General features: G+C 48.3%; 21 protein-coding genes and 1 pseudogene. 9 read left to right on the top strand and 13 right to left on the bottom strand.

Features of this window, described 5'->3' with window-relative positions; all coding sequences use genetic code 11:
* Positions 1–2: 2 nt before the first annotated feature.
* From ACJ2PR_RS18325 to ACJ2PR_RS18310, 4 genes are read left to right on the top strand one after another with little or no spacing between them, the layout of a single operon-like run.
* Positions 3–200, top strand: coding sequence for a hypothetical protein (locus ACJ2PR_RS18325; protein WP_446878059.1), 198 nt, complete (start codon positions 3–5; stop codon positions 198–200).
* Positions 188–2,194 carry a hypothetical protein gene (locus ACJ2PR_RS18320; RefSeq protein ID WP_446878058.1) on the top strand — a complete coding sequence of 669 codons (2,007 nt, stop codon included), beginning with the start codon at positions 188–190 and terminating at the stop codon, positions 2,192–2,194. Before ACJ2PR_RS18325 ends, ACJ2PR_RS18320 begins: the two co-directional genes overlap by 13 nt.
* Positions 2,181–4,235, top strand: coding sequence for a COG1470 family protein (locus tag ACJ2PR_RS18315; RefSeq protein WP_446878057.1), 2,055 nt, complete (start codon positions 2,181–2,183; stop codon positions 4,233–4,235). Before ACJ2PR_RS18320 ends, ACJ2PR_RS18315 begins: the two co-directional genes overlap by 14 nt.
* 55 nt (positions 4,236–4,290) lie before the next feature.
* Positions 4,291–4,833, top strand: coding sequence for a hypothetical protein (locus tag ACJ2PR_RS18310; RefSeq protein WP_446878056.1), 543 nt, complete (start codon positions 4,291–4,293; stop codon positions 4,831–4,833).
* Here the strand turns inward: ACJ2PR_RS18310 and ACJ2PR_RS18305 are convergent, their stop codons facing one another.
* The 11 genes from ACJ2PR_RS18305 to ACJ2PR_RS18255 all read right to left on the bottom strand — a co-directional run bounded on the left by ACJ2PR_RS18305 (position 4,834) and on the right by ACJ2PR_RS18255 (position 14,433).
* Positions 4,834–5,826 carry a phage tail protein gene (locus tag ACJ2PR_RS18305; RefSeq protein ID WP_446878055.1) on the bottom strand — a complete coding sequence of 331 codons (993 nt, stop codon included), beginning with the start codon at positions 5,824–5,826 and terminating at the stop codon, positions 4,834–4,836. It abuts the gene before it with no gap.
* A gap of 6 nt (positions 5,827–5,832) precedes the next feature.
* A complete protein-coding gene (locus ACJ2PR_RS18300) occupies positions 5,833–8,121 on the bottom strand; it encodes a putative baseplate assembly protein (RefSeq protein ID WP_446878054.1) in 2,289 nt (762 codons plus the stop codon).
* An 11-nt stretch (positions 8,122–8,132) separates the two neighbouring features.
* Entirely contained in the window at positions 8,133–8,546 is a 414-nt protein-coding gene (locus ACJ2PR_RS18295) for a GPW/gp25 family protein (protein WP_446878053.1), read from the bottom strand.
* A 326-nt stretch (positions 8,547–8,872) separates the two neighbouring features.
* A complete protein-coding gene (locus tag ACJ2PR_RS18290; protein WP_446878052.1) occupies positions 8,873–9,136 on the bottom strand; it encodes a Txe/YoeB family addiction module toxin in 264 nt (87 codons plus the stop codon).
* Positions 9,129–9,383 carry a type II toxin-antitoxin system Phd/YefM family antitoxin gene (locus ACJ2PR_RS18285; RefSeq protein ID WP_446862388.1) on the bottom strand — a complete coding sequence of 85 codons (255 nt, stop codon included), beginning with the start codon at positions 9,381–9,383 and terminating at the stop codon, positions 9,129–9,131. Before ACJ2PR_RS18285 ends, ACJ2PR_RS18290 begins: the two co-directional genes overlap by 8 nt.
* 195 nt (positions 9,384–9,578) lie before the next feature.
* On the bottom strand, positions 9,579–9,803 hold the full coding sequence (locus ACJ2PR_RS18280; RefSeq protein ID WP_446862389.1) for a DUF4926 domain-containing protein: 225 nt from the start codon (positions 9,801–9,803) through the stop codon (positions 9,579–9,581).
* Complete coding sequence (locus ACJ2PR_RS18275) at positions 9,800–10,192, bottom strand: DUF6883 domain-containing protein (RefSeq protein WP_446878051.1); 393 nt, start codon at positions 10,190–10,192, stop codon at positions 9,800–9,802. The genes ACJ2PR_RS18280 and ACJ2PR_RS18275 overlap by 4 nt, the downstream gene beginning before the upstream one ends.
* A 422-nt stretch (positions 10,193–10,614) precedes the next feature.
* Positions 10,615–12,045 (bottom strand): eCIS core domain-containing protein, encoded by a 1,431-nt coding sequence (locus ACJ2PR_RS18270; protein WP_446878050.1) that lies wholly within the window; start codon positions 12,043–12,045, stop codon positions 10,615–10,617.
* Positions 12,005–12,319, bottom strand: a complete 315-nt coding sequence (locus tag ACJ2PR_RS18265; protein ID WP_446878049.1) for an SH3 domain-containing protein — start codon at positions 12,317–12,319, stop codon at positions 12,005–12,007. Before ACJ2PR_RS18265 ends, ACJ2PR_RS18270 begins: the two co-directional genes overlap by 41 nt.
* A 158-nt stretch (positions 12,320–12,477) precedes the next feature.
* A complete protein-coding gene (locus tag ACJ2PR_RS18260; RefSeq protein ID WP_446878048.1) occupies positions 12,478–13,068 on the bottom strand; it encodes a PAAR domain-containing protein in 591 nt (196 codons plus the stop codon).
* A 15-nt stretch (positions 13,069–13,083) separates the two neighbouring features.
* Positions 13,084–14,433, bottom strand: coding sequence for a VgrG-related protein (locus tag ACJ2PR_RS18255; protein WP_446878047.1), 1,350 nt, complete (start codon positions 14,431–14,433; stop codon positions 13,084–13,086).
* On the opposite strand from ACJ2PR_RS18255, the gene ACJ2PR_RS18250 reads away from it, so the two are divergent.
* On the top strand, positions 14,426–15,547 hold the full coding sequence (locus tag ACJ2PR_RS18250) for a DUF4255 domain-containing protein (protein WP_446870773.1): 1,122 nt from the start codon (positions 14,426–14,428) through the stop codon (positions 15,545–15,547). The genes ACJ2PR_RS18255 and ACJ2PR_RS18250 overlap by 8 nt on opposite strands.
* Positions 15,544–17,469 carry an ATP-binding protein gene (locus ACJ2PR_RS18245; protein ID WP_446878046.1) on the top strand — a complete coding sequence of 642 codons (1,926 nt, stop codon included), beginning with the start codon at positions 15,544–15,546 and terminating at the stop codon, positions 17,467–17,469. The genes ACJ2PR_RS18250 and ACJ2PR_RS18245 overlap by 4 nt, the downstream gene beginning before the upstream one ends.
* A 290-nt stretch (positions 17,470–17,759) precedes the next feature.
* Here ACJ2PR_RS18245 and ACJ2PR_RS18240 read toward each other — a convergent pair whose 3' ends face one another.
* Positions 17,760–18,197 carry a response regulator gene (locus ACJ2PR_RS18240; RefSeq protein WP_446878045.1) on the bottom strand — a complete coding sequence of 146 codons (438 nt, stop codon included), beginning with the start codon at positions 18,195–18,197 and terminating at the stop codon, positions 17,760–17,762.
* Here ACJ2PR_RS18240 and ACJ2PR_RS18235 point away from each other — a divergent pair.
* Positions 18,144–18,695, top strand: coding sequence for an ATP-binding protein (locus ACJ2PR_RS18235; protein ID WP_446878044.1), 552 nt, complete (start codon positions 18,144–18,146; stop codon positions 18,693–18,695). The two genes, ACJ2PR_RS18240 and ACJ2PR_RS18235, sit on opposite strands and share 54 nt — an antisense overlap.
* Here the strand turns inward: ACJ2PR_RS18235 and ACJ2PR_RS18230 are convergent.
* Positions 18,684–19,348 (bottom strand): annotated as a pseudogene (locus tag ACJ2PR_RS18230) (IS1 family transposase). The gene ACJ2PR_RS18235 and the pseudogene ACJ2PR_RS18230 overlap by 12 nt on opposite strands.
* 57 nt (positions 19,349–19,405) lie before the next feature.
* Between ACJ2PR_RS18230 and ACJ2PR_RS18225 the strand changes: the two are divergent.
* Complete coding sequence (locus ACJ2PR_RS18225; RefSeq protein WP_446878043.1) at positions 19,406–20,314, top strand: transposase family protein; 909 nt, start codon at positions 19,406–19,408, stop codon at positions 20,312–20,314.
* Between the two features lie 217 nt (positions 20,315–20,531).
* A partial coding sequence (locus ACJ2PR_RS18220) for a hypothetical protein (protein ID WP_446878042.1) occupies positions 20,532–21,138 on the top strand: 607 nt, incomplete at its 3' end.

Here is a 21,138-nt window from a genome sequence, read left to right as displayed (position 1 = left end):
AGGTGTTTAATCCCGTTAAAGTTGAAGTAACTCGTCGAAATCTGACGCTTACCCCTGGCTCAGATGGGTTGGACGTTGAAGACCAGGGCGGTGAGTTTGAAGTAACAGTCACGAACAACAGCCCCGATTTTGTCAGTTTTCAAGTAGCATTAGCGACAGCGGGAGTTGATTCGGCGGCGATCGCAGATTGGTACAAATAGAGCCAGAAATCTGTGCAAAAAAGCCTCCTGGAGCCAGCACGACGTTTCAAGTCAGAGTGGTGCGATCGCCGCTCCCAGTGTATGACACGACGATTGATCTCTTGCTGCGGGTGTTCTCTATTGAGCAACGATCACTGACCACAACCCAGAAACTAACGCTAACGATTAAAAAGCCTCAGCAACCGTTAAATTTGGTGTTGCCGAATAAAGTATTTAAAGTGTCTCCAGGCGATCGAGTAGACATTCCTGTGCTGGTTTACAACTACAGCCCCAGAGCAATTGATATTACACTCGCTTGTACTGGAATTTCTCCTGCCTGGTTGACTCAAAACGAGCAAAAACTTCGTGTAGAACCCAGCTATCCTACAAAAGCAACCTTTTCTTGTCGGTTGCCGAATGATCCCGAACTGTTGACGCAGATTGTGCCGTTTACGATCGGAGCTCTTCCTGAGATTAAAGGAAAAGGACGAATTCTGACTGAGGATGGAACACTCGAAGTCTCGCCAGCAGGCATTGTAGAGTTTCACTGTACGCCCAAAAAGCAACGGATTTTAGCCAAAGAGTTTGCTGCTTATCAGGTTGAGTTTAAAAACGCCAGCAATTGTCTACAGCGAGTTCAGTTAGAGGTGAGTGAGGACGATCGCATAGCTGCCAATCTCTTACTTCCCGATGCTGTCACACTGAAACCAGGAGACCCCAGCCAGCCTCTCATGCTGATTGCTCGAAAAAAGCGCCACTGGTGTTTGCGACAACGACTACAATTTGAGGTCAAGGCTGCCATTTTAGATGCCCCAGATGGGCGAAACATTCCTATCCGATCGGTGCCCAGTCATCATAGTTTGGAACTAGAAGTTCGCCCGATCGTTTCTCCTTTTCTATGGTTAGGCGGTGGCATTCTCGCACTGTTACTTCTCTGGCTGAATGGAATCTTTAATCCGGCTGCAAAACACGCTGCAACAGTGCGATCGGTTCGGTTTGATGGTACAGCGAGTAATGTGTTTAGTGGGTCGAGCGATCGCACCGTTCGCCAGTGGCAGGTGACTGATCCGCTATTAGGACAACCTCAACTCAAGGATGAAGGTCAAATCAGACAAGACCAGCAGCGAGGCGTGCGTGTGATCCAGGTGAAGCCTGAAAACAACAATGAGATTGCTGTGGGACTGGAGAACGGTACGATTGAAATTTGGGATGTTTTGAAGAATAAGACGCTGAAAACGATTCTTCCGGGGAACGATCGCGTCTTTGATTTAGCCTTTACTCGCGACTCAAACTATCTGTTTAGTGGTCACGGAAGTAGCCGGATTCGGCAGTGGGGTTTGAATCAAGATTTCACAGACTCTATTAGAACTCTGACCACTAATTTTGCAATTACGTCTCTAGTTGCTAGTCCTACTTCGTTAGACTCATTTGTAGTGGTTGCCGGACAGTTTAATCAGTTGATGTTGTGGAATTGGGAGAAATCAAGTGTGGAGGTAATTGCCTATCCATCAGAGAACACTGCTGACTTCAAACCGATAGTAGGGCAACAACATTACATCGAAAGTCTGGCGATCGCAAACAATGTTCTCGTGACGGCTGACAATCAAGGCTACATTATTCTATGGGACTGGCATCAACGCGACTGTAGACCATTACCGTTAAAGGGTTCCAGGATCAGTGAAATCACGGCGGGCAAAAAACTATCGATTCGAGCTTGTGAGATGCCAAAGGTCGATCGCTGGCTCGCTGGAGAAGCCGGAAAGCCCATCCGTTCGGTTGCCATCACTCCTCAAGGCGACTATCTGGCTAGTGTGGGAGATGACGGTCAAATCAATCTTTGGTCATTCAAGAAGAATGGTGAACACTTTCTAGTCAAAAAACTTAAACAGTTTCCTGGACGAGTGCATAGTGTGGACATCAAGACGGAAGCTAAATTTATTCTAGTTACTAGTGATGCACCGGGTAATCAAGTCAAGCTCTATCGTGAACCCATGAACTCTAATGCAAGTCAGTAATAGCCCTCTCATTATTGAAGACCGTGTAGCTGTCACGCAAACCAAAGTCAAGCGGGGAGCCATTCGCGATCGCATTCTCACGATCAAATACATTGGTGATCAGGATGAGGCAACCGTCAATTATTGGTTAGAGCCAAATGATACTAAATCAGAAGTCTTGCTCAACTGCTACACGTTTAAGCCGCTGCCGTTAGTTAAAGTCAATCGCGGCGATCGAGTCACGGTAACACTCAGCTTTGAGATTCCACAGCAAGTTCTGCCTGATTTTTATAACTACAGCGTGGTGTTTGAGTCCGCCCAACATCCAGGGACTACTGTGCGGCGATCGCAGCAGCTTCAAGTCATTCCTTCTGACGAAGATTCGTCGCTGGAGATGGAGCCAGGATTTACGGTTGAGCCTGTTACTACGTCCACAAAGCCCTATCTATTAGCCGCAGAAGAAACGTTGACAATCAAGGTCAATGTTGAGAATCGATCGAAGCTTGTCGATCGCTTTTATCTCACCTGCCCCGAACTTGACAAATCCTGGTTTACTGTCCAATATCCCGAAGGCGCGATCGAAGGTCTGGGTGTTGTCAAAGAAACCGATGGGCTGCCGCTTTACAGCAAAAGTCAGGGCAAGATTACCTTACTACTACATCCGCCCAGATATACCCTGGCTGGAAGTTACTTTCCGACATTGCAACTCACGTCTAGAAACCACGAAGACCTGATTCTTCTGGATGTAGTGTATTTACAAGTGTTGCCTGACGATCGCTTACAGCCTGATCTCACGCCAGCCTTGCGCCAAATTCCTCAAGAGCCTGGTCAGTTTGAGCTTCAGTTAACTAACTCAGGCAACATTAAACGCAAAATTACTGTTCGGGCTGCCGATTTTAATCAGCTTTTTGTCTACAATCCAGACCCTTGTGTGGTCGAACTTGATCCCGGCAAGGTTACTAAGATTGATCTCAACATCAAACCTCGTCATCGCTGGAAGCGTCCGCTTAGAGGCAAGGGTATTGAAGTTCCCTTTGTGATCGAACTAGAAAATACTCGCGATCCCTTCCTTACAGCCGTATCAATCTCAGCATTACCAGACACACAAGGTACGATCGTCTGGAAAGCTCGACCCTGGTGGTTTCTGGGGCTACTGATCCTACTTCCCTTATTAGGACTGGTTGGGATTGCATTGCTCTTTTGGTTAACCCGTCCCCCACTCCCTGGAATTCTGTCATTTGGTGTCACTCCCCTGAAGAATCCTGAGAAACCCAGTGAGAACATTGCCTATCAAGAGGGGAAAACCGAGCCAATTCGCTTAAGTTGGGAAGTAGATAATTGGCAACAAGTCGATCGCATTGTGATTGTTCGTTTAGAAAAAGGAGTAGAAACCTACCGAAAGAACTTTAGTGTTCAAGATTGGCGAAAGTATTGGCACCAAAATGGTGAATTTCCAGCCTACTTAAATCTCAGGAACGACGACGGGACGAATAAAGAGAAGAACTTTTGCGAAGTTGATGAATCAAAATCTACCAGACCCTTAAATTTCCTGGGCCTGCACTATCCAACAATTGCCGATCGAACGCAATCATCCAGCAGATTGAACTGCAAAGGCATCATTACAGAAACTAAAAAAGCAGGTGACTACACTTTTCAAATGCAGGTTTTTCGGCTTCCCAAAGATCCTAAAATTCCTGAAAAAGATCCGATCGCCACCCAAACCACCGAGACGGTTACCGTCAAACCCGACGACGAACCTCAAATCCTCAGCTTTGAACCAACACGATCGATCTACCAGGAATTGAGTGTTCCCACAGTACCCACACCCACACCTTCACCCTCACCTTTACCTTCACCTACAACACCCATAACTTCACCTACAACCCCACTCCTTCCCTCCCTCCCTCCCACTCCCACCCCTTCACCCACCTCACGCACTCAACCTGCTAATGCTCCTGGTCTAATTCGGCTCAACTGGAAAATTTCTAATTGGAGCCGCATCGAAGAAGTCAGACTCGTCGCCCTTTGCGGAACTAACCAATCTTTGTCCACTCAGCACTGAGTCGGAGTTAGTTTGTCAAAACCTGCCAACCACTATTAGAAAACCAGGAGATTATGTGTTTAAGCTGACGGCGATCGTCAAACAAGAACGAGGCAAAACAGAACTCATTCGCAATACTGAACCTATTAAAATCCAGCCAAGACCCTTAGAAATTAGGAAGTTCACGGTTAATGGTGAAACAGCAGCCGAAAAGTCGAAACATACCTATCTTTTGAGCGGGACGGATGATGCGTTTGACATTAGCATTGCCTGGGAAGTATCGGGCGGCGAAGATATCAAAGTAGAATTAATGCCTTCACCCGGAGTTGTGGGACTCGTCGGAAGCATTCCTTTTTCGATCGCTGCACCCGGTTCTGAAACAATCACACTCAAGGTGAGCAACAAATTTGGGGAACAAAAAACGCAATCCGTCACTGTGCAGACGATCGCGCCTCAAGACACACCTGCCCCAATCCTACTTCCTCCGCCTCCTCCGCCTTCAGGCAATGCGAATTCCAACAATTCAGGCAAGTCAGCCCCACCATCAATGCCCGATGGACAGCCTGATGAGCAGACGGGTGAACTAGCGCCGATCGAAGTTCCACCACGACCCAATTAGCTACTGATGCTCAATACTCAAATCGTAGGTGCAGAAGGGTGGTTTTTCGCGCTCAATTACCATTCTCACCAGTGATTCATCAATGATTTGGTCTGGATGCTCAGGACGCAGACGAACCATAAAATGAAACGGACGACCGCCGCCCATCATTGCATTCTGCCCAAGCTGACAACTGCCAAACGTAAAACCACCTGTGAAGGCTTCCTCGATCGCAACATACTCATCTTTGCAGGGCAAGTTTGTATAGAGACTCAAATAGCGCTGTAGACCGCGACGAGTCCCATGCCATCGGTAGAGTTCGATCGCGTCCCGAATTAACCGTCGTTGCTGTTCGATATCCCAGTCAGGCTCTAACTTCCAGGCGACCCAATGAGCCAAAAACGGCAGCATCGATTCGGGAGCCGTCAGCGGATCGAGATAAGCCCACAAAGTATCGATCGTTTGCACATAGGGATCAAACGTCTGCTCAATGATGGCTAGAAACCGCTCAAAGAAATCAGTCTCCGCATAGAACGCAGGCAAAAAATCGAGATAAGAAACACGAGGACGAACATACAGAGTAAAGACTCGATAGCTAATCGATCGCGCGCCTGCTTCTCTCACCTCAGACACTTCAATTTCGCATTGATAAGTTAGCTGTAGTTGTGTTCCTTGTTCTAAAGCAGTCTGATGTTCAAAAAAATCGAGAGGTGCCGTAAACACTAGCGAAACATCTTCTTTGGCCTGAGGCGCAAGTTCTCTTAAGGGTTGTTCCTCAGAATGCCACTCACTCGGCACTTCTCCCCCCAGATTCAGCCGCCACTGCAACACGCGATCGCCCGGATTCTCGACCCGCACAACGATCTCGCCTGGTTCACCGGGATGAAGGAGTAAACTATTGGTCGCAATCTGTGTCGTCTCCTGTCCCAAAATAGCCACAGCTTCCACCTTTTCGAGCGGAGCCATCGAAGTCATTTGTACTTGCAATATCGTCTTTGAAATCGCTTGAGTCATTCAGGCTTATGGCTCCACAAAGTTGATTTCATGACCAGGATCAGATTTACCGTGAGGCGCAAAGGTGACCCCTTGCAGGTAACTCGAAGAGATCGTGTCCCCTGCCCAGGAACAAAGATAGCCCAGCGGACTCGGAGCAATCATCGAATCTGTAGCTGCCAACAGGTTCCAGCCGTCTTCCTGCTTACGAACTTCAAATAGCTCGATCGCGCCCAAATGTCGAATTCCTGGAATCTTTTGACACAGAGAAATGATATCAGAAGTATACACCGGACGACCCAGACTCCAACCTTGACCCTCAACACCGCCGACAATCGGATTGAGAAACTGATACAACGCGACCAGGATATGTCTGCGAATAGATTCTCGATCGCTTCTCGACTCCAGCAACACACTCAGACAAACGCTAACACCCACATATTCTGGCTCTTGTAGCTCAACTTTGATACCCAAAGGACGACGATCACGCAAATACAAATCCATTTCCTGCCGCAATTCTGTGCTGAGACTGAAAACGCGATCGGGATTCATGCCCTGTGTCCAATCAATGCGATCGGTTTCGACCTGCGGCACAATCAGCAATCGCACGACTCCCGGCGTACTATATTGGGATTCTCGCAGACAGTGAGAACGGGCGACTTTCTGCCCTGGAAGTGCTTTCGAGACAGTTTCAAAATCTTCAGGCGTGACGGCACATTCACGAGTCCGTAGCTGTTGAGGCACCCGCATCACCGCTTCTTCCAATGATTCGGCATCGGCTCCGCCTTGCGCTGGCTCATAGTTCGTCACGCGAGTAATGTAGGGCAGCGACGATCGCAAAATGGTCAACTTCTCAGCCTGCACATTGCCCTGCCGACCCCCGCCAAACTGATAAGATTTCATGTAAACTTCTGCACCCGGTGGCGGAACTCGACCATACTGCCGCTCGGTAAATGCAGTAGTTCCCCCGATCGGATCACTCAACGGAGACAGTACCCGTTCTCGACTGTTGCGGTCTTGAAACTGAGCCGCTGCCCGTTGCACAGACGCTTGAATCTGAGCGCGATCGTAGGTTTGTTGTCTCAGTCGCATCGGGCCGCGAATCAACGGCCCAAACTGCACTGTCCCGGTTCGAGCATCGATCGTATAGTGAGGGTCATCGGAACTCGATCGACTAAAATCAGGAACTTCCTGCCACGCTTCAACCATTCCGTCAGAGAGTTTGACTTCGATGTATTCCTCTGCTGCTTGTCGGTCTAAAACAGGCTGCATTTGTAGGGGAAAGGCTTGTCCAGGTTTGCCTGTGCTAGTTCCCAACAGTTCTTCTCGAACGCGAATGCACTGACTCGCGGGGATAGTTCCGCCGATCGCTTGAATTCGCAATCCAACAATCCGAGGTGAAACGCTGTAGGTGCGCTGATACTCCCGCTTTGTCTCATACACACAGCGAATCCAGTGTCCCTGACAATCGCCAAACTCGGCTTCTGGAAAGTCTTGAGGCAGATGCAAAATTACGCTGGCTTCTCGCAACCGACCTTGAGCCGTCGCGTCACTACCAAAATTAAAGCCCTTGGTGCGATCGTCTACTTCCTGTCTCAACACCGATTGCCACTGATGTCCATTCCAGGCTTGCCAGACTCGCGGTGGCTCATTGGGATCGATCCCCGTTCCGGTCGCTGACTCGCCGCGAACAATCAACTCGATCACATTGCCTTGAATCGACTGCGCCTCCTCTGTTGGCGACGTATCCAAAGCCAAATAGAAGCTATTACCCGGCAGTGACTCTGTAAACAGCGAAGTTTCGCCCATGTTCTGCCAATCGCGACTGCGTTCATTAATCGAATTGTGAAAGCGATTCTCAAAGTCTGCTTGATCCGTGTCACGAGTCAGAAAATGTTTGATGCGAGGATTGCCCACGATCAGATCTTGATTCGTACTAAACACGATCGCTTCATCGGTTGCCGTTCGCTCCGTCGCTACTTCGGTATCACGAGGAATGACCACTGTAGAGTCTTGAGCGCTGCTCAGATAAAACGTCAGGTCAGTCTGGGCAGAAGTTGGCGACTTGAGGTGAATTCCCAACAGTTCTAGAAAGGCGACATAGTTGCGACGGGGCACCTGATTAAACCGCAGTTGCATTTGATCCGTCAACCAGGCAAATAGCTCAATCAGCGTAATACCGGGGTCGCTAGGATTGTGGTTTGTCCATTCTGGGCAATAGCGGGGAATGCGAAGAATACACTCTTCTACCAGATCGCGATAGGCTCGATCGTCAAGATTAGAGTTGGGCAACTTGGGCAGAAAATCAAATTCCATATCAAAAATCGCTACTGGGCAGATAGCAAATAGAACGGGAAGACCATACTGCGGGAGTCGGGATTGTCTTTGGGTTCGTAAATAATCTCAATGTCAACCTTGCCTCTCACCGGATCGGGATCAGCACGAACTTCAATCAAGTTAATCCGAGGTTCCCACGTTTCGATCGCTTCTTCAACATACAGCCGAATCAACAATAATGTTTGAATGTTCAACGGTTCAAACACCAATTCAGACAAGCGAGAGCCAAAGTTAGGACGATAGACTCGCTCCCCCAGGCTAGTTCGCAGAATAATCACGATCGATTCTTCAATATTAGGTTCATCTGCACTCAACTGAATGCCACCTTGAACACTAGATCGTAACGGAAGTGCAAATCCAGAACCGATGAGATTAGAAAAGCGATCGTCGAATTCTTCTTGCATAATGCATTCCTGATCGGGTTACAGCCTTGTTGAGATCAATCAGTTCATTCTGTCGCTTACTAATTTTCGTCTAAACCGAGCATTAAAGCAACGATCGTGGTTCTGAACTTATCGTCGATCTCACTCTTTCTCAAAACCGCGCTGCTTCGCAGATACGGCAAGGGTTGCACTCAGCGATCGGCGATCGGGCAGTTCTGGGACATCAGGGGAACGATCTCTTTGAGATATCTGCAAAGCAGATCGCACTGCCCCTGATGATAGCGGGAACAAGATTTTACCTAATAGCGCGATCATTTCTCTCGATAAGGGTAGCGATCGTACTATGGCTAATAATGATAACGACAAGAGATAATGGTTAAGTAATCATCATCTACAGCATAGACAAGACGATGGGTATCATCAATGCGACGCGACCAAAATCCAGCTAAGTTTTCTTTCAAAGGTTCAGGCTTGCCAATTCCCTCGAAAGGAAGGACTTTCGCTTCTTGAATCAGTTTATTAATTTTTTTTAGGGTCTTTTTATCTTGACCTTGCCAATAGATGTAGTCTTTCCATGCCTCATTAGTCCAAGCTAATTTTCGATTAGTCATCTAATAAGTTTTGTTCGATGACTTGACCTTGCTTATACTGGGCAATGGAGCGTTCTAAGTGAGCGACATTTGCTGGAGACTTCAATAAATAAACAGTTTCAAGCAAGCTATTAAAATACTCAAGCGACATCACTACGGCATCGTCGGCATCTCGCCGAGTAATGACAGTGTAGTCTGCGTCATTCACGACTTGGTCTAATATGACTTTTAGCTTGTTTCTGGCTTCGCTAAAGGTAACTATTCTCATTTCTGAACCTGTCTGCTTACTTGTACAAGTATAGCGCGATGAAACGTGTCAGTAAAGAAGGTAATCTCCCCTTTGCCCACCGGGATCGCACTTCGTTAAACCAACCTGCGCAGCGATCGCACGACAAGAGGAGCGCGCTGCTTCGCAGATACCGCAAGGGTCACCCTCAACGATCGACGATCGGGAACTGGCACATCAGGGGGACGATCGCTCATGCTGGTAGGAGTGACTCGCTACGGGTTTGACCTCATTTTGTGAGACCGCAAACCAAGCGATCGTGGTTCCGTTGCTTTGGGAGAACTCAACTTCGTAGGCTTCTGCGTAGACCTCAAGAATGGTGCCGATCGCGCCTATGGTCACTCCGCGATCTTGGTAACGGTCGGTGAGAAGTTCTACAAGTGAATAGGGTTCTAGAGTCATGATGGATTACCTCCATTAGCAAATCCAGAGAACGGAGTCGCTAACTTCAATGTACCTTGATTATCCAAAATCCAGCCTGTGCGAAGTTTTTTACTTCTAACCTCTACGATAATCGTGAACCGTTGTCCATGACGATCTTGTTCACCGATAGTGTAGTCTTGGGCTGCAAATTTGAACTGAGCTTGAGTGATGTAAGTTTCCAGGAGTGTTTGAGCATCGTCGAGGTTGTTGGGGCGATAGCCTAGAAGGTCAAGAAATATTTTATCTTTGCCAGATTTATGGTTGGGGATGAGAACGTATTCCGAAAACTTCCTGAAATCGCCTGTAATTAGGGTGATTTGCCATTGTGGATTGTTTTCTGGTTCAAGGTTTTCACCCGTGTTGCTCATAGTCGTGCGATCGCAGGGCAGATGGAGGTATTTTATGCTGATTTGCTCAAGGATCTAGAAAGCTGATCTGCTTAAAGATTACGATCGCATCTCTCAACAAGGAACCGCGATCGCATCTCTCAACAAGGAACCGCGATCGCTCTTTCCAAACCCCCAAAAGCGCGCTGCTTCGCAGATACCGCAAGGGTCGCTGTAGTCCACTATTATTCCTGCAATCTGCGAACAGATATCTCAAAGCGATCGCCCGATGTTCCCTAGAAGTTCGCTGCTTTGCAGATACCGCAAGGCTGCACTCAACGATCGGCGATCGGGAAGTTCTGGGACATCAGGGGGACAATCGCTCATGCTGGTAGAAGTGGCAACGAACAAGAGCTTTTGATTGTAGTAGGCGATCGCACTAAGCTACGGACGAGCGATCGCACTTACTTTTCAGGTGGAGGAGCAGCTTCCTGAGTTGGACGAGTGTAAGTAACATTACCCACAGCCAAAAGACCAGATGTGCTACTCCACGAATGATACTCAGCAATCCGGTCATACTGTTGGACACTTACCTTTACTTTTGTCAGCAGCTTTGAATTCACACGAACTGTCTTCGAGTTTTGACTACTGGAAGTTTCTGAACCTGTTGTGATGCCGGAATCATGTCCAGTGGTAGATGTGACTGAAGATCCTAAGTTTGCTCCAAGTTTCCCACTATTTTCTTTTGAAGCTTCACCTGAACCTCCAAAAGTTGTAGTTTGTTGCTGGCTTTCAGAATTTTGATTTCTGGAACCACTTATTGCTTTGCTACCAACTGTAGCTACAGATCCAGGAGTTGTGGCACCCTGAGGATCTTCATACATAGTAATGTTGACTGTAACTTTATAGTTCAGGTACATTAATCCTGGGTCATAAACCTTAGAGTAATAACCTGTGGAGTTTGATTGGAAATAGCTTCCTGTCATTTGGGACATTATTTGTCCTTCTAAATCTTGACAATGATTCCAAAGAGGCTCATCAGAAATTAAACCAGTCGTATTGCCAGCAGCTTGCCTGCAATATGCTACGACAGGATCAGGATTTATTTCTGGCTGTGAATAGCTATTATTTGCAGGAGTGTATATTTTAGGAGTAAGTTGTACAAGAGGTTTGGCGGCTGAGCGAGATAAAGCATTAGTTTGATCACTTACAGCTTCATAAGTTGCCTTTCCGGTATTTCGTTGTTTTTTTTCAATCGGCTGCTCATTACCTGTTTGCTGCACGACGTGTGTCAGTTCATGTGCCAACAATTTTTTTCCCTCGGTAGATACAGTATCGTATTTACTCTCGCCGAAAAACACATCATTTCCGTATGTGAATGCTTGTGCTTCAAGCGCCTCATTCATATCGACTGAATTACTGTCTGTATGAATTCGTACTCGAGAGAAATCTGTGTTGAAGCGCGATTCCATGTATGATTTCAAATCGTCCGGCATTGTGCTTCCCCCACCCTTACTGCTATTCAATTGATTCTCGACCGAGTTGCCTGTCTGTAAAGCATCATCCGTGGAGCGCCGCAAAGCAGGCTTGGTTTGGAGTTCTTTGTCTTCCAGTATTGCCTCGCGATGGATCGGCTGCTGCACCGCAGAATCCGGCATACTCATCACCTGGTCAGCCATCCGATCGGCTTCCTGCTCATAGGGGTCATTCGGCGCACCCACTGTCAGCTTGGGTTGGATGATGGATGGGGTGCGATCGCGACTAGAATTCGCGGCAAGACTCTTCAGATCGGGGGCGTGAGTATGAGCAAACTCCAATCGGGCTTGAAAGTCAGGTGTGTCTGTAGAAGACTCCTCAGTTGCAGCGCTGCGTTTGGGAAACGGACGATCGAACATATTGGTGGTTAGCGGGATCGGTACAGACTGCGTAGATGCTTTCTTTTGAAGTAGTCTCTCCACCGATCCCCTCGTCGAGCGTGTTCACCCGATCGCCCACTTTTGCCGTACCAATCACACGAGCTGACAGCGAAGCAGCCTCTCGGATATTCACTGCACTCCCTGGATCTTGACCACACAACGTTGCAGGACGGGCACTTGCTGCGAGTTGTATTCCAGTAACTAAAACGGTAGCGATCGTACTAGAGAACAAAAACCGGAAAGCTGTGAACATAAAAAATGGCTCCTATAAGTAAGTTGTAGAGCGATCGAGACCATACTTTTCATTCCAGAGGACTTGCATTTCGGTGAAGTTCAAATCATGACTTCTATTGAGATGGCTCGAAGGTGCCCATTGGTCTTAACTTCTGTTGTTAGTATTTCAGGTGCGATTTAATCTCCAATCCATACAGTCGGCTCTCCCGACATAATGACATTGGGCGGCCCACTAGCCTCGGTGAGCTTATCCCCAACTCGACTGGCTGGAAGACCATTAATTAGTACCGTTGAACTGCCAGTCTCAACTGCGCCGACACCATGAGTACATCCATGCAAATCTGTTCCCAGAGATGCCGCTTTAGTAAGTAAATTAGCCATCTTTACCTTTTCCTCTAACTTCGTTTTCTCCTCATTGGCTACAGCGGCTGTCTGTCCGGGTGTTCCTGTTGCCACAGTTCGGGCAGCCTTTGCTTCTGCTAGGGTGCGGTTTGAGCGCGTCTTTGCCTCCTTAATGGCTGCTGCTTCCTTAGCAGGCAAGGCACGCCATGCGGGTCGTCCTCCAATCCACACAGTCGGACTACCTGTTCCAGGAGGCGTTAGAACAGGTGGAAATGCTGGGGATGGATGGAGCGCCACAAAAATCGCATCACCAATTCTCGCCGCGATCGGGGGCTGCTTAATTTGTTTAGCGGCGGCGGCGGCGGCTTCCTCTTGCAGATGGTCTTCTGCTTGTGCTTGTTTTAGTGCAACATCATAGGGTGACATGGATTTCTCCTCAAATTAATTGAGCTTGATCAACCTACCTTGGACTGTGATGATTCCCCCTGCTTTGATGTCGATGTTGCCAGGGGCTTCGATTTTGAGAGTTCCGATCGAGCTAATCGTAATGCTGCGATCGCTGTCATTCAAATGAATCTTGTGTCCTCCGTTTGTTTCAATATAAATGCCTTCCTGATCTTCTTCAATAAATTGAATTGTATGTCCCGTCCGAGTTTTGATGGTTCGTAGGCGCACTTTGCCATCTTTGACGCTTTCTTTAACAGGCGTTGGTGTGTTGTCTTTGCCAGTCCACACGCCGCCAATCACATAAGGACGGTGAATATCGCCATGTTCAAACGCAACCAACACTTCATCGTTAATTTCAGGGAGACAATCGAACCCGCGCTGATGTCCCGCTCCGATACTCACGACTCGCGCCCAATTGCTCGTATGGTCTTCGGTCAGCGTGGGAAACTTGACTTTGACACGCCCCCAGCCCTTGGGATCATTGTTGTCTGTGACAATGCCAACTAGATGTGTTTGTCCAGGCTGAAGGGTTGGTTTGGGTGCAAGGGTTGTTAGCAAATCGCCGCCCCGCAGTCCTCGCACACTAAATTCAGTCGTGTAGACTCGCTCATAGTAGAGATGCCGCGTTTCGGTGACGTAGTATTTGCCGCTGTGTTGTCCCATGCCTTCGAGCTTCACCACTCGACCGGGGCGAATTTTGGGATTGCCTTCAGCTTTGGCATCGGCGCAGACAAACTGACCGCTCAACTCATTGCAAACAGCTTGTGCGATCGCGTCTGCTTCTTTGGGATTAAACACAGGACGATCGACAATAATCCGTTTAGGTTTAGTTGGCTTACCGTTGAACTTGGTGCTGGTGTCGCTGCCTTTGCCGTTGTCTGTTTGGGTGATCACTTCATCGGTGCGTTTTGTAGACACGATCGCTCGTTTTTCGCCATAGTCCCAGGCTCTCACTTCGACTTCTTTGACCTGTTCGGCACTGCTGACCCGGACTCGAAAACTACTAAGATTTTTGAGCCACTTGAGCGCTAGTTCGTTTCCTGGCTTGGGTTTACGAAAGTGTAGTTTGCCATCCTGGTTAAATAGCTCAAACCCAATACGGCTGGCTCGATCGCGCAAGAAAGCCATGTTGGTCTGATTTTCTTGAAACAGGTAATCATGCGGTTCGCCACTGTTGTCTAGCGGTGTTTTGATTTGAATGCCAGCTTCCTCTGCAATCTTCTTCACCACATCGCTATCCGTGACATTTTGAAACGATCGATTGTGCTGTCCCCGATATAAACGGTGCATCGTATGGCGCAATGCAGATTTACGCAATCGTCGCCCTAAAGGAGACTTGATCAAACAAGCTCAGGCAGGCTTAGATTTATACTATCTGCTGACGTTTTATGGCAACGAGGTCGAACTAGAGCCACAGCGATTGTTAGGAAGTGCAGTTCGGACTTTGGTAGATCAGCCCGTTTTGACCGCAGACATGATTCGCGACACCACAAATCACTCCAATTTTGCTTTTCTACAAGAATCGACTCTCATAGACCAGGTAGAACGAGTGACGATCGTGCCCAATTTTCTCTCGACTGATGAGCTATCCAAAATTTGGTCGGTGTTTTTTCAAACGCCCTATATCTTGTCGTTTGCTTGTCAGGGAGGAGCCGTTTTGATTGAAGGCGATCGTCCCAGTGGTCGAGGCTTACCGATTCGCAGTCGGCAGTTTTATGCAACGCCCAATCAGCCAATGGTTGAGCGAGTCTTTTCGGATCAAGGTCAAGAAATTACGTCAGACAGTCACATCCGAATCCAGGGCAAGCGGCTAAATCCCGAAGTCACGATCGAGCAACTGCAAGCCGAACACATCAGAGTGCAGCAGCGGCCTGATTTACCCCAGACTTCTGTACCGCGCCGGGGACAACCCAGGGTGCAAATTGGAGAAGCAATGGTAACTGTTCAAGCTGTGACGGAGAGCGAGATTCAAGTACGTTTAGCAGACTTAACAAGCGACGAAAGGCAGTCGTTACGGGCAGGAGTGCAAAGTTTACAGGTTGTGTATCCGCTGGTGCGTCAACTATCTGACCTTGAATCAAACGGGACGATCCTCCAAAGAACTACTAGAACAAATATCATCCCGATCGTAGTCTGTCCAACTATCGTAGACACTCGCATTGAGATTCGTGATCGCGATCGCGATCAGGTTGCTGTTGCAGAGATTTCTATTACTCTTGATTTACTATTCGACGAAAATCAGCGCATCTTTCTACTACTCAATCAACTCACTCTTGATAAAACAGCCTCTTATATTTTTGCTGCCTCAAAACCACTACAAACAACGCAAACGGCTATATTCATCATTCGGGATGTGAAGGTGGGAGAGTATCTCGTAAGAGTGCAAGTGGGTGGGGCTGAGAGCTTACCTGTGGTTGAAGCGGAGCAGTTTGTCAGTCCTAAAGTAGGTATTCAATGAGTATGAATAAAGCACAGTGGCGTGAGGAAAATTGGCGAGATTTATTGGCAGCGATCGCGCAAGTCAAACAAGAGATCGTAGACTATTTTGAATCTTCCCATTCAGCAATCAGTCCTTCTACAGGTCTCGATCGTCCCATTCCTGATACCCTCCAGCAGCTTTCGGCTTGCTTCAATCTCTCTGCATTTGAGCAGTCAGTTCTTCTCGTCTGTGTGGGCATGGAGTTAAGTCCAGAATTTAGTTTTCTATGTGGTCAAGCACAGGGAGATCCAAAGCTGAACTATCCCACATTTATGCTGATGTTAGGTGTTTTTCCACATCACCACTGGAGCGCTCTAACCTCAGAAGGAACCTTGCGGCACTGGCGATTGATCGAACTTGGAGAAGGACAAACCCTGACTCAGAGACAGCTACAAATCGATGAGCGAATTTTACACTATCTCATTGGCGAACCCTCTCTATACCAGCACTTCAAAGGAATCATTGATCTCGTCACTGTCACATCTGATTTAGTACCCTCGCAACAGCAGCTAGCCCAAAAGATGGCATTGCTGTGGCAACAAAACGATCGCGCGATCGTCCAGCTCTACGGCATTGAGACTGCGGCAAAAAGCGCGATCGCTGCAACGGCCGCCCAACTCACTCAACGCAAGCTCTATCGTCTCCGGGCCCAGGCTATTCCCACAAGTCTCAGTGATGTGACGACCCTCGCTTTACTATGGAATCGAGAAGCAATTTTAAGTAATAACGTCTTGATGATTGACGGTCACTCTCATCATGAAATTGATCAGGCAAAAGCGATCGCACTAGACCTTTTTATGACTCATCTGCAAACGCCTCTAGTGATCACAGGGCGCAATCGTAGTTCCTCTCACAGCCTGGAAGGTCAGCAACGTCCTTATATTAGTCTCGAAGTCTATGCGCCTACTTCAGACGAACAGCGCCTTCTCTGGCAATCTAATCTTGCTCAATCAACCGTTGATCCCAGACAGATTGAACGATTAGTAACTCAATTTAATTTAAACCAGCCGTCAATTGATGCAGTTTGCGCCGAGGCGACTCAGGCTGCTCAACTTTGGGATTTGTGCCGACTGCGATCGCGGCCTCAAATGGATGACTTAGCTCAACGCATTGAAGCCGGTGCAGGCTGGGAGAACTTAGTATTACCAGAGACCCAAAAGCAGATGTTAAGAGCGATCGCGGCTCAGATCAAACAACGCACTCAGGTCTATCAACAGTGGGGATTTGGCACAAAAAACAAGCGCGGGTTAGGCATCAGTGCGCTATTTGCGGGGGCAAGCGGAACAGGCAAAACAATGGCGGCCGAAGTGCTGGCTCAGACGTTAAAACTTGACTTATATCGAATTGATCTCAGTGCCGTTGTTAGCAAATACATTGGGGAAACCGAGAAGAATCTGGGTCGAGTGTTTGATGCCGCAGAATCTGGATCGGTGATTTTGCTATTTGATGAAGCAGATGCTTTGTTTGGCAAGCGGAGTGAAGTAAAAGATAGCCACGATCGCTACGCCAACATGGAAGTGAGCTATCTCCTACAACGGATGGAGACTTATCAAGGACTGGCAATCTTGACAACGAACTTAAAAGAAACTTTAGATACTGCATTTTTGCGACGCATTCGATTTGTGATCAAGTTTCCCTTTCCTGATGCTGTGCAGCGCGAAGAAATTTGGCGGCGTGTTTTTCCAGAAACCTTGCCTGTTGAAGCCTTAGATATGGCAAAACTGGCAAGGTTAAACGTGGCAGGTGGAAACATTCGTAACATTGCGCTGAATGCAGCCTTTATCGCAGCAGACACCGAAGAAGCCGTAGGAATGAAATATCTCCTAGAAGCCGCTAAGAGCGAGTACGCCAAGCTAGAGCGAACGTTGACCGATGCAGAAGTGCGCGGCTGGATTACGTAACCAAAGCGCTTCGCTGAAACCCTACGCATCAGCAGCCGACGCAAGCGATGAACGCGATGCAACCTTTGTTGACCCAACTGATCGATTTGCCCAGAATGGACGTAAAAGACTACCACGATTAGTGCAGAGCGCAACTCCAAAGGAACTGTCGTGGAGATCTGATTCCGGATGTCGAAGCTCATGGTGCCAGCGCGATCGTGCTTAGAAATTAAAGCTTAAGCATTTCGGTCTTTAGGCAAAATGGCGCGATCGCCAATCGCTCCTATCTATTAGGTAACTTCAGTTTTGGCTCAAATTCTGATAGGGCGAACTTTGGTGGGGTTGGAGACTTGACGAGCGATCGCGGCGACTAAACTAGCTGGGTCAGCGGGTTTGGGAATATGCTGTTGAAATCCGGCGGCAAAGACTTTTTGCTGAGTCGTTTCTGCGGCGTAAGCGGTGAGCGCGATCGCAGGGAGATGCTCAAATTCAGGCATCGCTCTAACTTGTTGAATGAGTCCATAGCCATCGACATCAGGCATCCCTAAATCACTCAGGAGCAGATTGGGCTGGATGTCTGTGAGTAAGGCGAGTGCGTCGATCGCGGAAGCGGCAAGCGTGACTTCTGCACCATAGCTTTGCAGCAAAAACGCAAGCAATGTGCGGGTGTCGGTCTCATCATCGACGACTAACACATGAATCCCTTCCAGAGTCAGGGTTTCAATGTCCACCTCCTTAGTAGTGGGCATGAACACGGCTTCAGAGCGGGATTCCTTAAAGATCCGCTGACTCATCTGATTCGGAATTGTGTCGATCATGGGATTGAACTGCCGGAGGTGCGAAGCGCTCAAGGTAAGCTTCCTCAAGGACAGTTGAGCATTCGAGCGTTTCATGAACAGGGCAAAGTCAACCTGGAAATTAGGGATGACGGGAAGGGAATTGATCCCGATCGGTTGAAGCAGCGATCGCAGCAATTGGGGATATTAACGTCTACTCAAGCCAATGCACTGAGCGATCGAGAAGCCTTTGACTTGATGTTTCTGCCTGGATTTTCGACCGCAGAGCGCGTGACCAATCTATCAGGTCGCGGCGTAGGAATGGATGTCGTGCGCTCAAACTTGGAACGAGTCAACGGCACGATCGAGGTTCGCAGTCAGATCAACATTGGCACTACCTTTCGGATTAAAATCCCGTTGACGTTGGCGATTGTCTCGGTGCTTCTAATTTCGGTAGTGCTACACAAGTAATGATGCATTGTAGTGATGGATGAAATACCAAATGGCACCAATGTGATTCTCTAAGGATTTGGAGAAGGACAAGGTTTTTCGGACTAACCGAGACACTCGTTGCCTCAAGGTGTTGTTGAATCGCTCAATGTAGCTCGTTTTTCCCGTCTCTCTGCCCACTGCTCAATGGCGCTTGCTCGGTAGAACGGCTGCATATGCTGCCCAAAAGTCGGTGTAGGCGATCGCACATTGGCGATAGACCGGAGGCAACGAGTCCCACAATTTACGAGCCGCCGCTTCATCGCGTGCGCCAATATAAACACCCACAATCTCACGCGTGTCAGCATCGAGCGCCAACCAGACCCACTGCTTGTTCCCTTTGTTGTCCACAAATGACCACAACTCATCGCATTGAATCGTCAGCCTCCCCTTTTTTTGGCTGTCACCTGCACTTGCCGGGGCACCTTTGCATATTTCTCATTGACGTAGGTTTGGAGCCATTGTTCAGAAACTTGGGTTGCACGGGCAATCCCAGCCAGTGAAATCCGTTCTAACAACAATCGGTCAATCAACTCTCGCGTGGTTTGGTCAATCACCTTTTTAGTGGGTTGTTCAATGAACTGCCGTCCACAGTCATGACACTTGAACCGTTGTTTACCATTAGTCGTTTCCAGAAATTAAATTGAGTTAAAAAAAGAGGGTAAAACGAAGTTTTCGTGGCTTACCCTCAGATGAAAAAACTGCTTGATTATATCCAAATTCATCCTCAAAAGACTCAATGTTTGTTAGGCATCAGGTTTGAGGATTTCCAACAGCTACATGAGAAAGCCAAACAAGCTCATGCTCAAAACCAAGCCAAAACAGAAGCCCAAAAAGTGAGGGTCAACGCCAAGGGAGCAGGACGACCCCGTCGACTGAGCCTATGTGAAACCCTGGGATTGTGTCTGTTCTACTTGCGGCACGATCCCCCCTTTGAGGGGTTGGGGATGCTGTTCGAGGTGTCCAAAAGTGAAGCACATGAGACGTTCCATGAGGGGTTGAAACTGCTGCGACAGGGGTTGCCTGCGAGTTTGTTCGAGGAGTTTGGTCATGACCCCTATCTGTGGTCAGTGGTGCAGGCGTTGTGGCAGGCGGAAGTGCTATTGGCTGACAGTCCCGAACAAGCCAGAGAACGTCCGGGTGATTATGCCGCCCAAAAGACCTGTTACTCAGGCAAAAAGCGACAGCACACCCAGAAAACGGGACTGTTGGGCACCGCCGATGGGCAAGAGATTGTCGATGTGATGGCAGGGGTTCCAGTACCCACTGCTGATATCCATCTTCTGCGGCAACATCAGGAACGCCTCGATCCCCAGCAGCAGTTTATGGGCGATAAAGCCTACCAAGGAGCCGAGCGCACCACCACACCCCACAAGAAGCCAAGAAATAAACAACTGAGCGAATCCCAACGCAGCGAAAACCAGGGGATTTCGGGTCAGCGCATCTTCATCGAACCCCTGATTCGTCGCTTGAAGATCTTTCGGATTCTCACCCATCGGTTTCGCCTGCATTCGTGGCGCTATGAGTCCGTGATGTTGACCATTTGTGGACTGGTGAGATTACGATTGGGCAGGCTTGATTTCACGAATTACAACTTTTGAAATTGGGAGAAAGCCCATGTCTTGAGCCACGCGATGTTGAACAGTCGTTTCTGTTAGAAACTGCCTCAACCCCTGATGCTACCGTTCTTGAACAATCCTGGTGGAATGACCTCAAACCCAGCAGCAGTCTCGCTTGTAAATTCTCGGAAAGGTCTCTTGATAGTATCGTTTCATCTGGGCTTCTATTGGGGCAGGGTAGGATTGCATCATTTCACTCGTGATTCATCGATCTCTCTATCTTACAGATACAGATAGTAGAATTACACCTTATTTAATTCACGATCCTGAGGAATATCATCAGGCAGACTTTGATGGCGATCAACTCATGGTTAGCCCTGCTAGCCAGTTGCCTAACCTTGCAAAGGAAACACTGCGAGCGGGCGAACTAGGACGGTTTGAGGCAGTGAAACAACGCCCCAAGCTGGCTTATAGCGAAGTTGTCACCGATGATGGTTTGAAGTACCAGAATCTGGCTCAGATTGCGGCTGCGGCGAATCAGAACAAGGTAGGTTTGGTGGCAACCAACATTGGGCGGGTGCAATCGTCGATGCCGGGGGAAGGGGAGAATGTTGAGCGGTTTGAGCGCCGTCAACGAAAACTGCTTAACCGTCTGTTTCAAGCACTTCAGGTCGAGGTCGATTCACCCAAAAGTGCAGAACGGTTGGAGGACATCAAGGAGATCGAAGGGGAGAAACTGCTTTTGGATGCAAAACGCTGGTCAGAATCGCATCCCAGCCACTTTTTTGACTTCAAGAAGGACGATCGCCTCTATCAATGGTTCGGACAGTTTTTAGTTGAGGGGATGGACAAGAAAGCTATCGATC

It is taken from the genome of Phormidesmis sp. 146-33 (assembly GCF_052939515.1).
The sequence above is the reverse complement of the archived record's forward strand: the minus strand, read 5'-3'. Positions and strand labels throughout refer to the sequence as shown.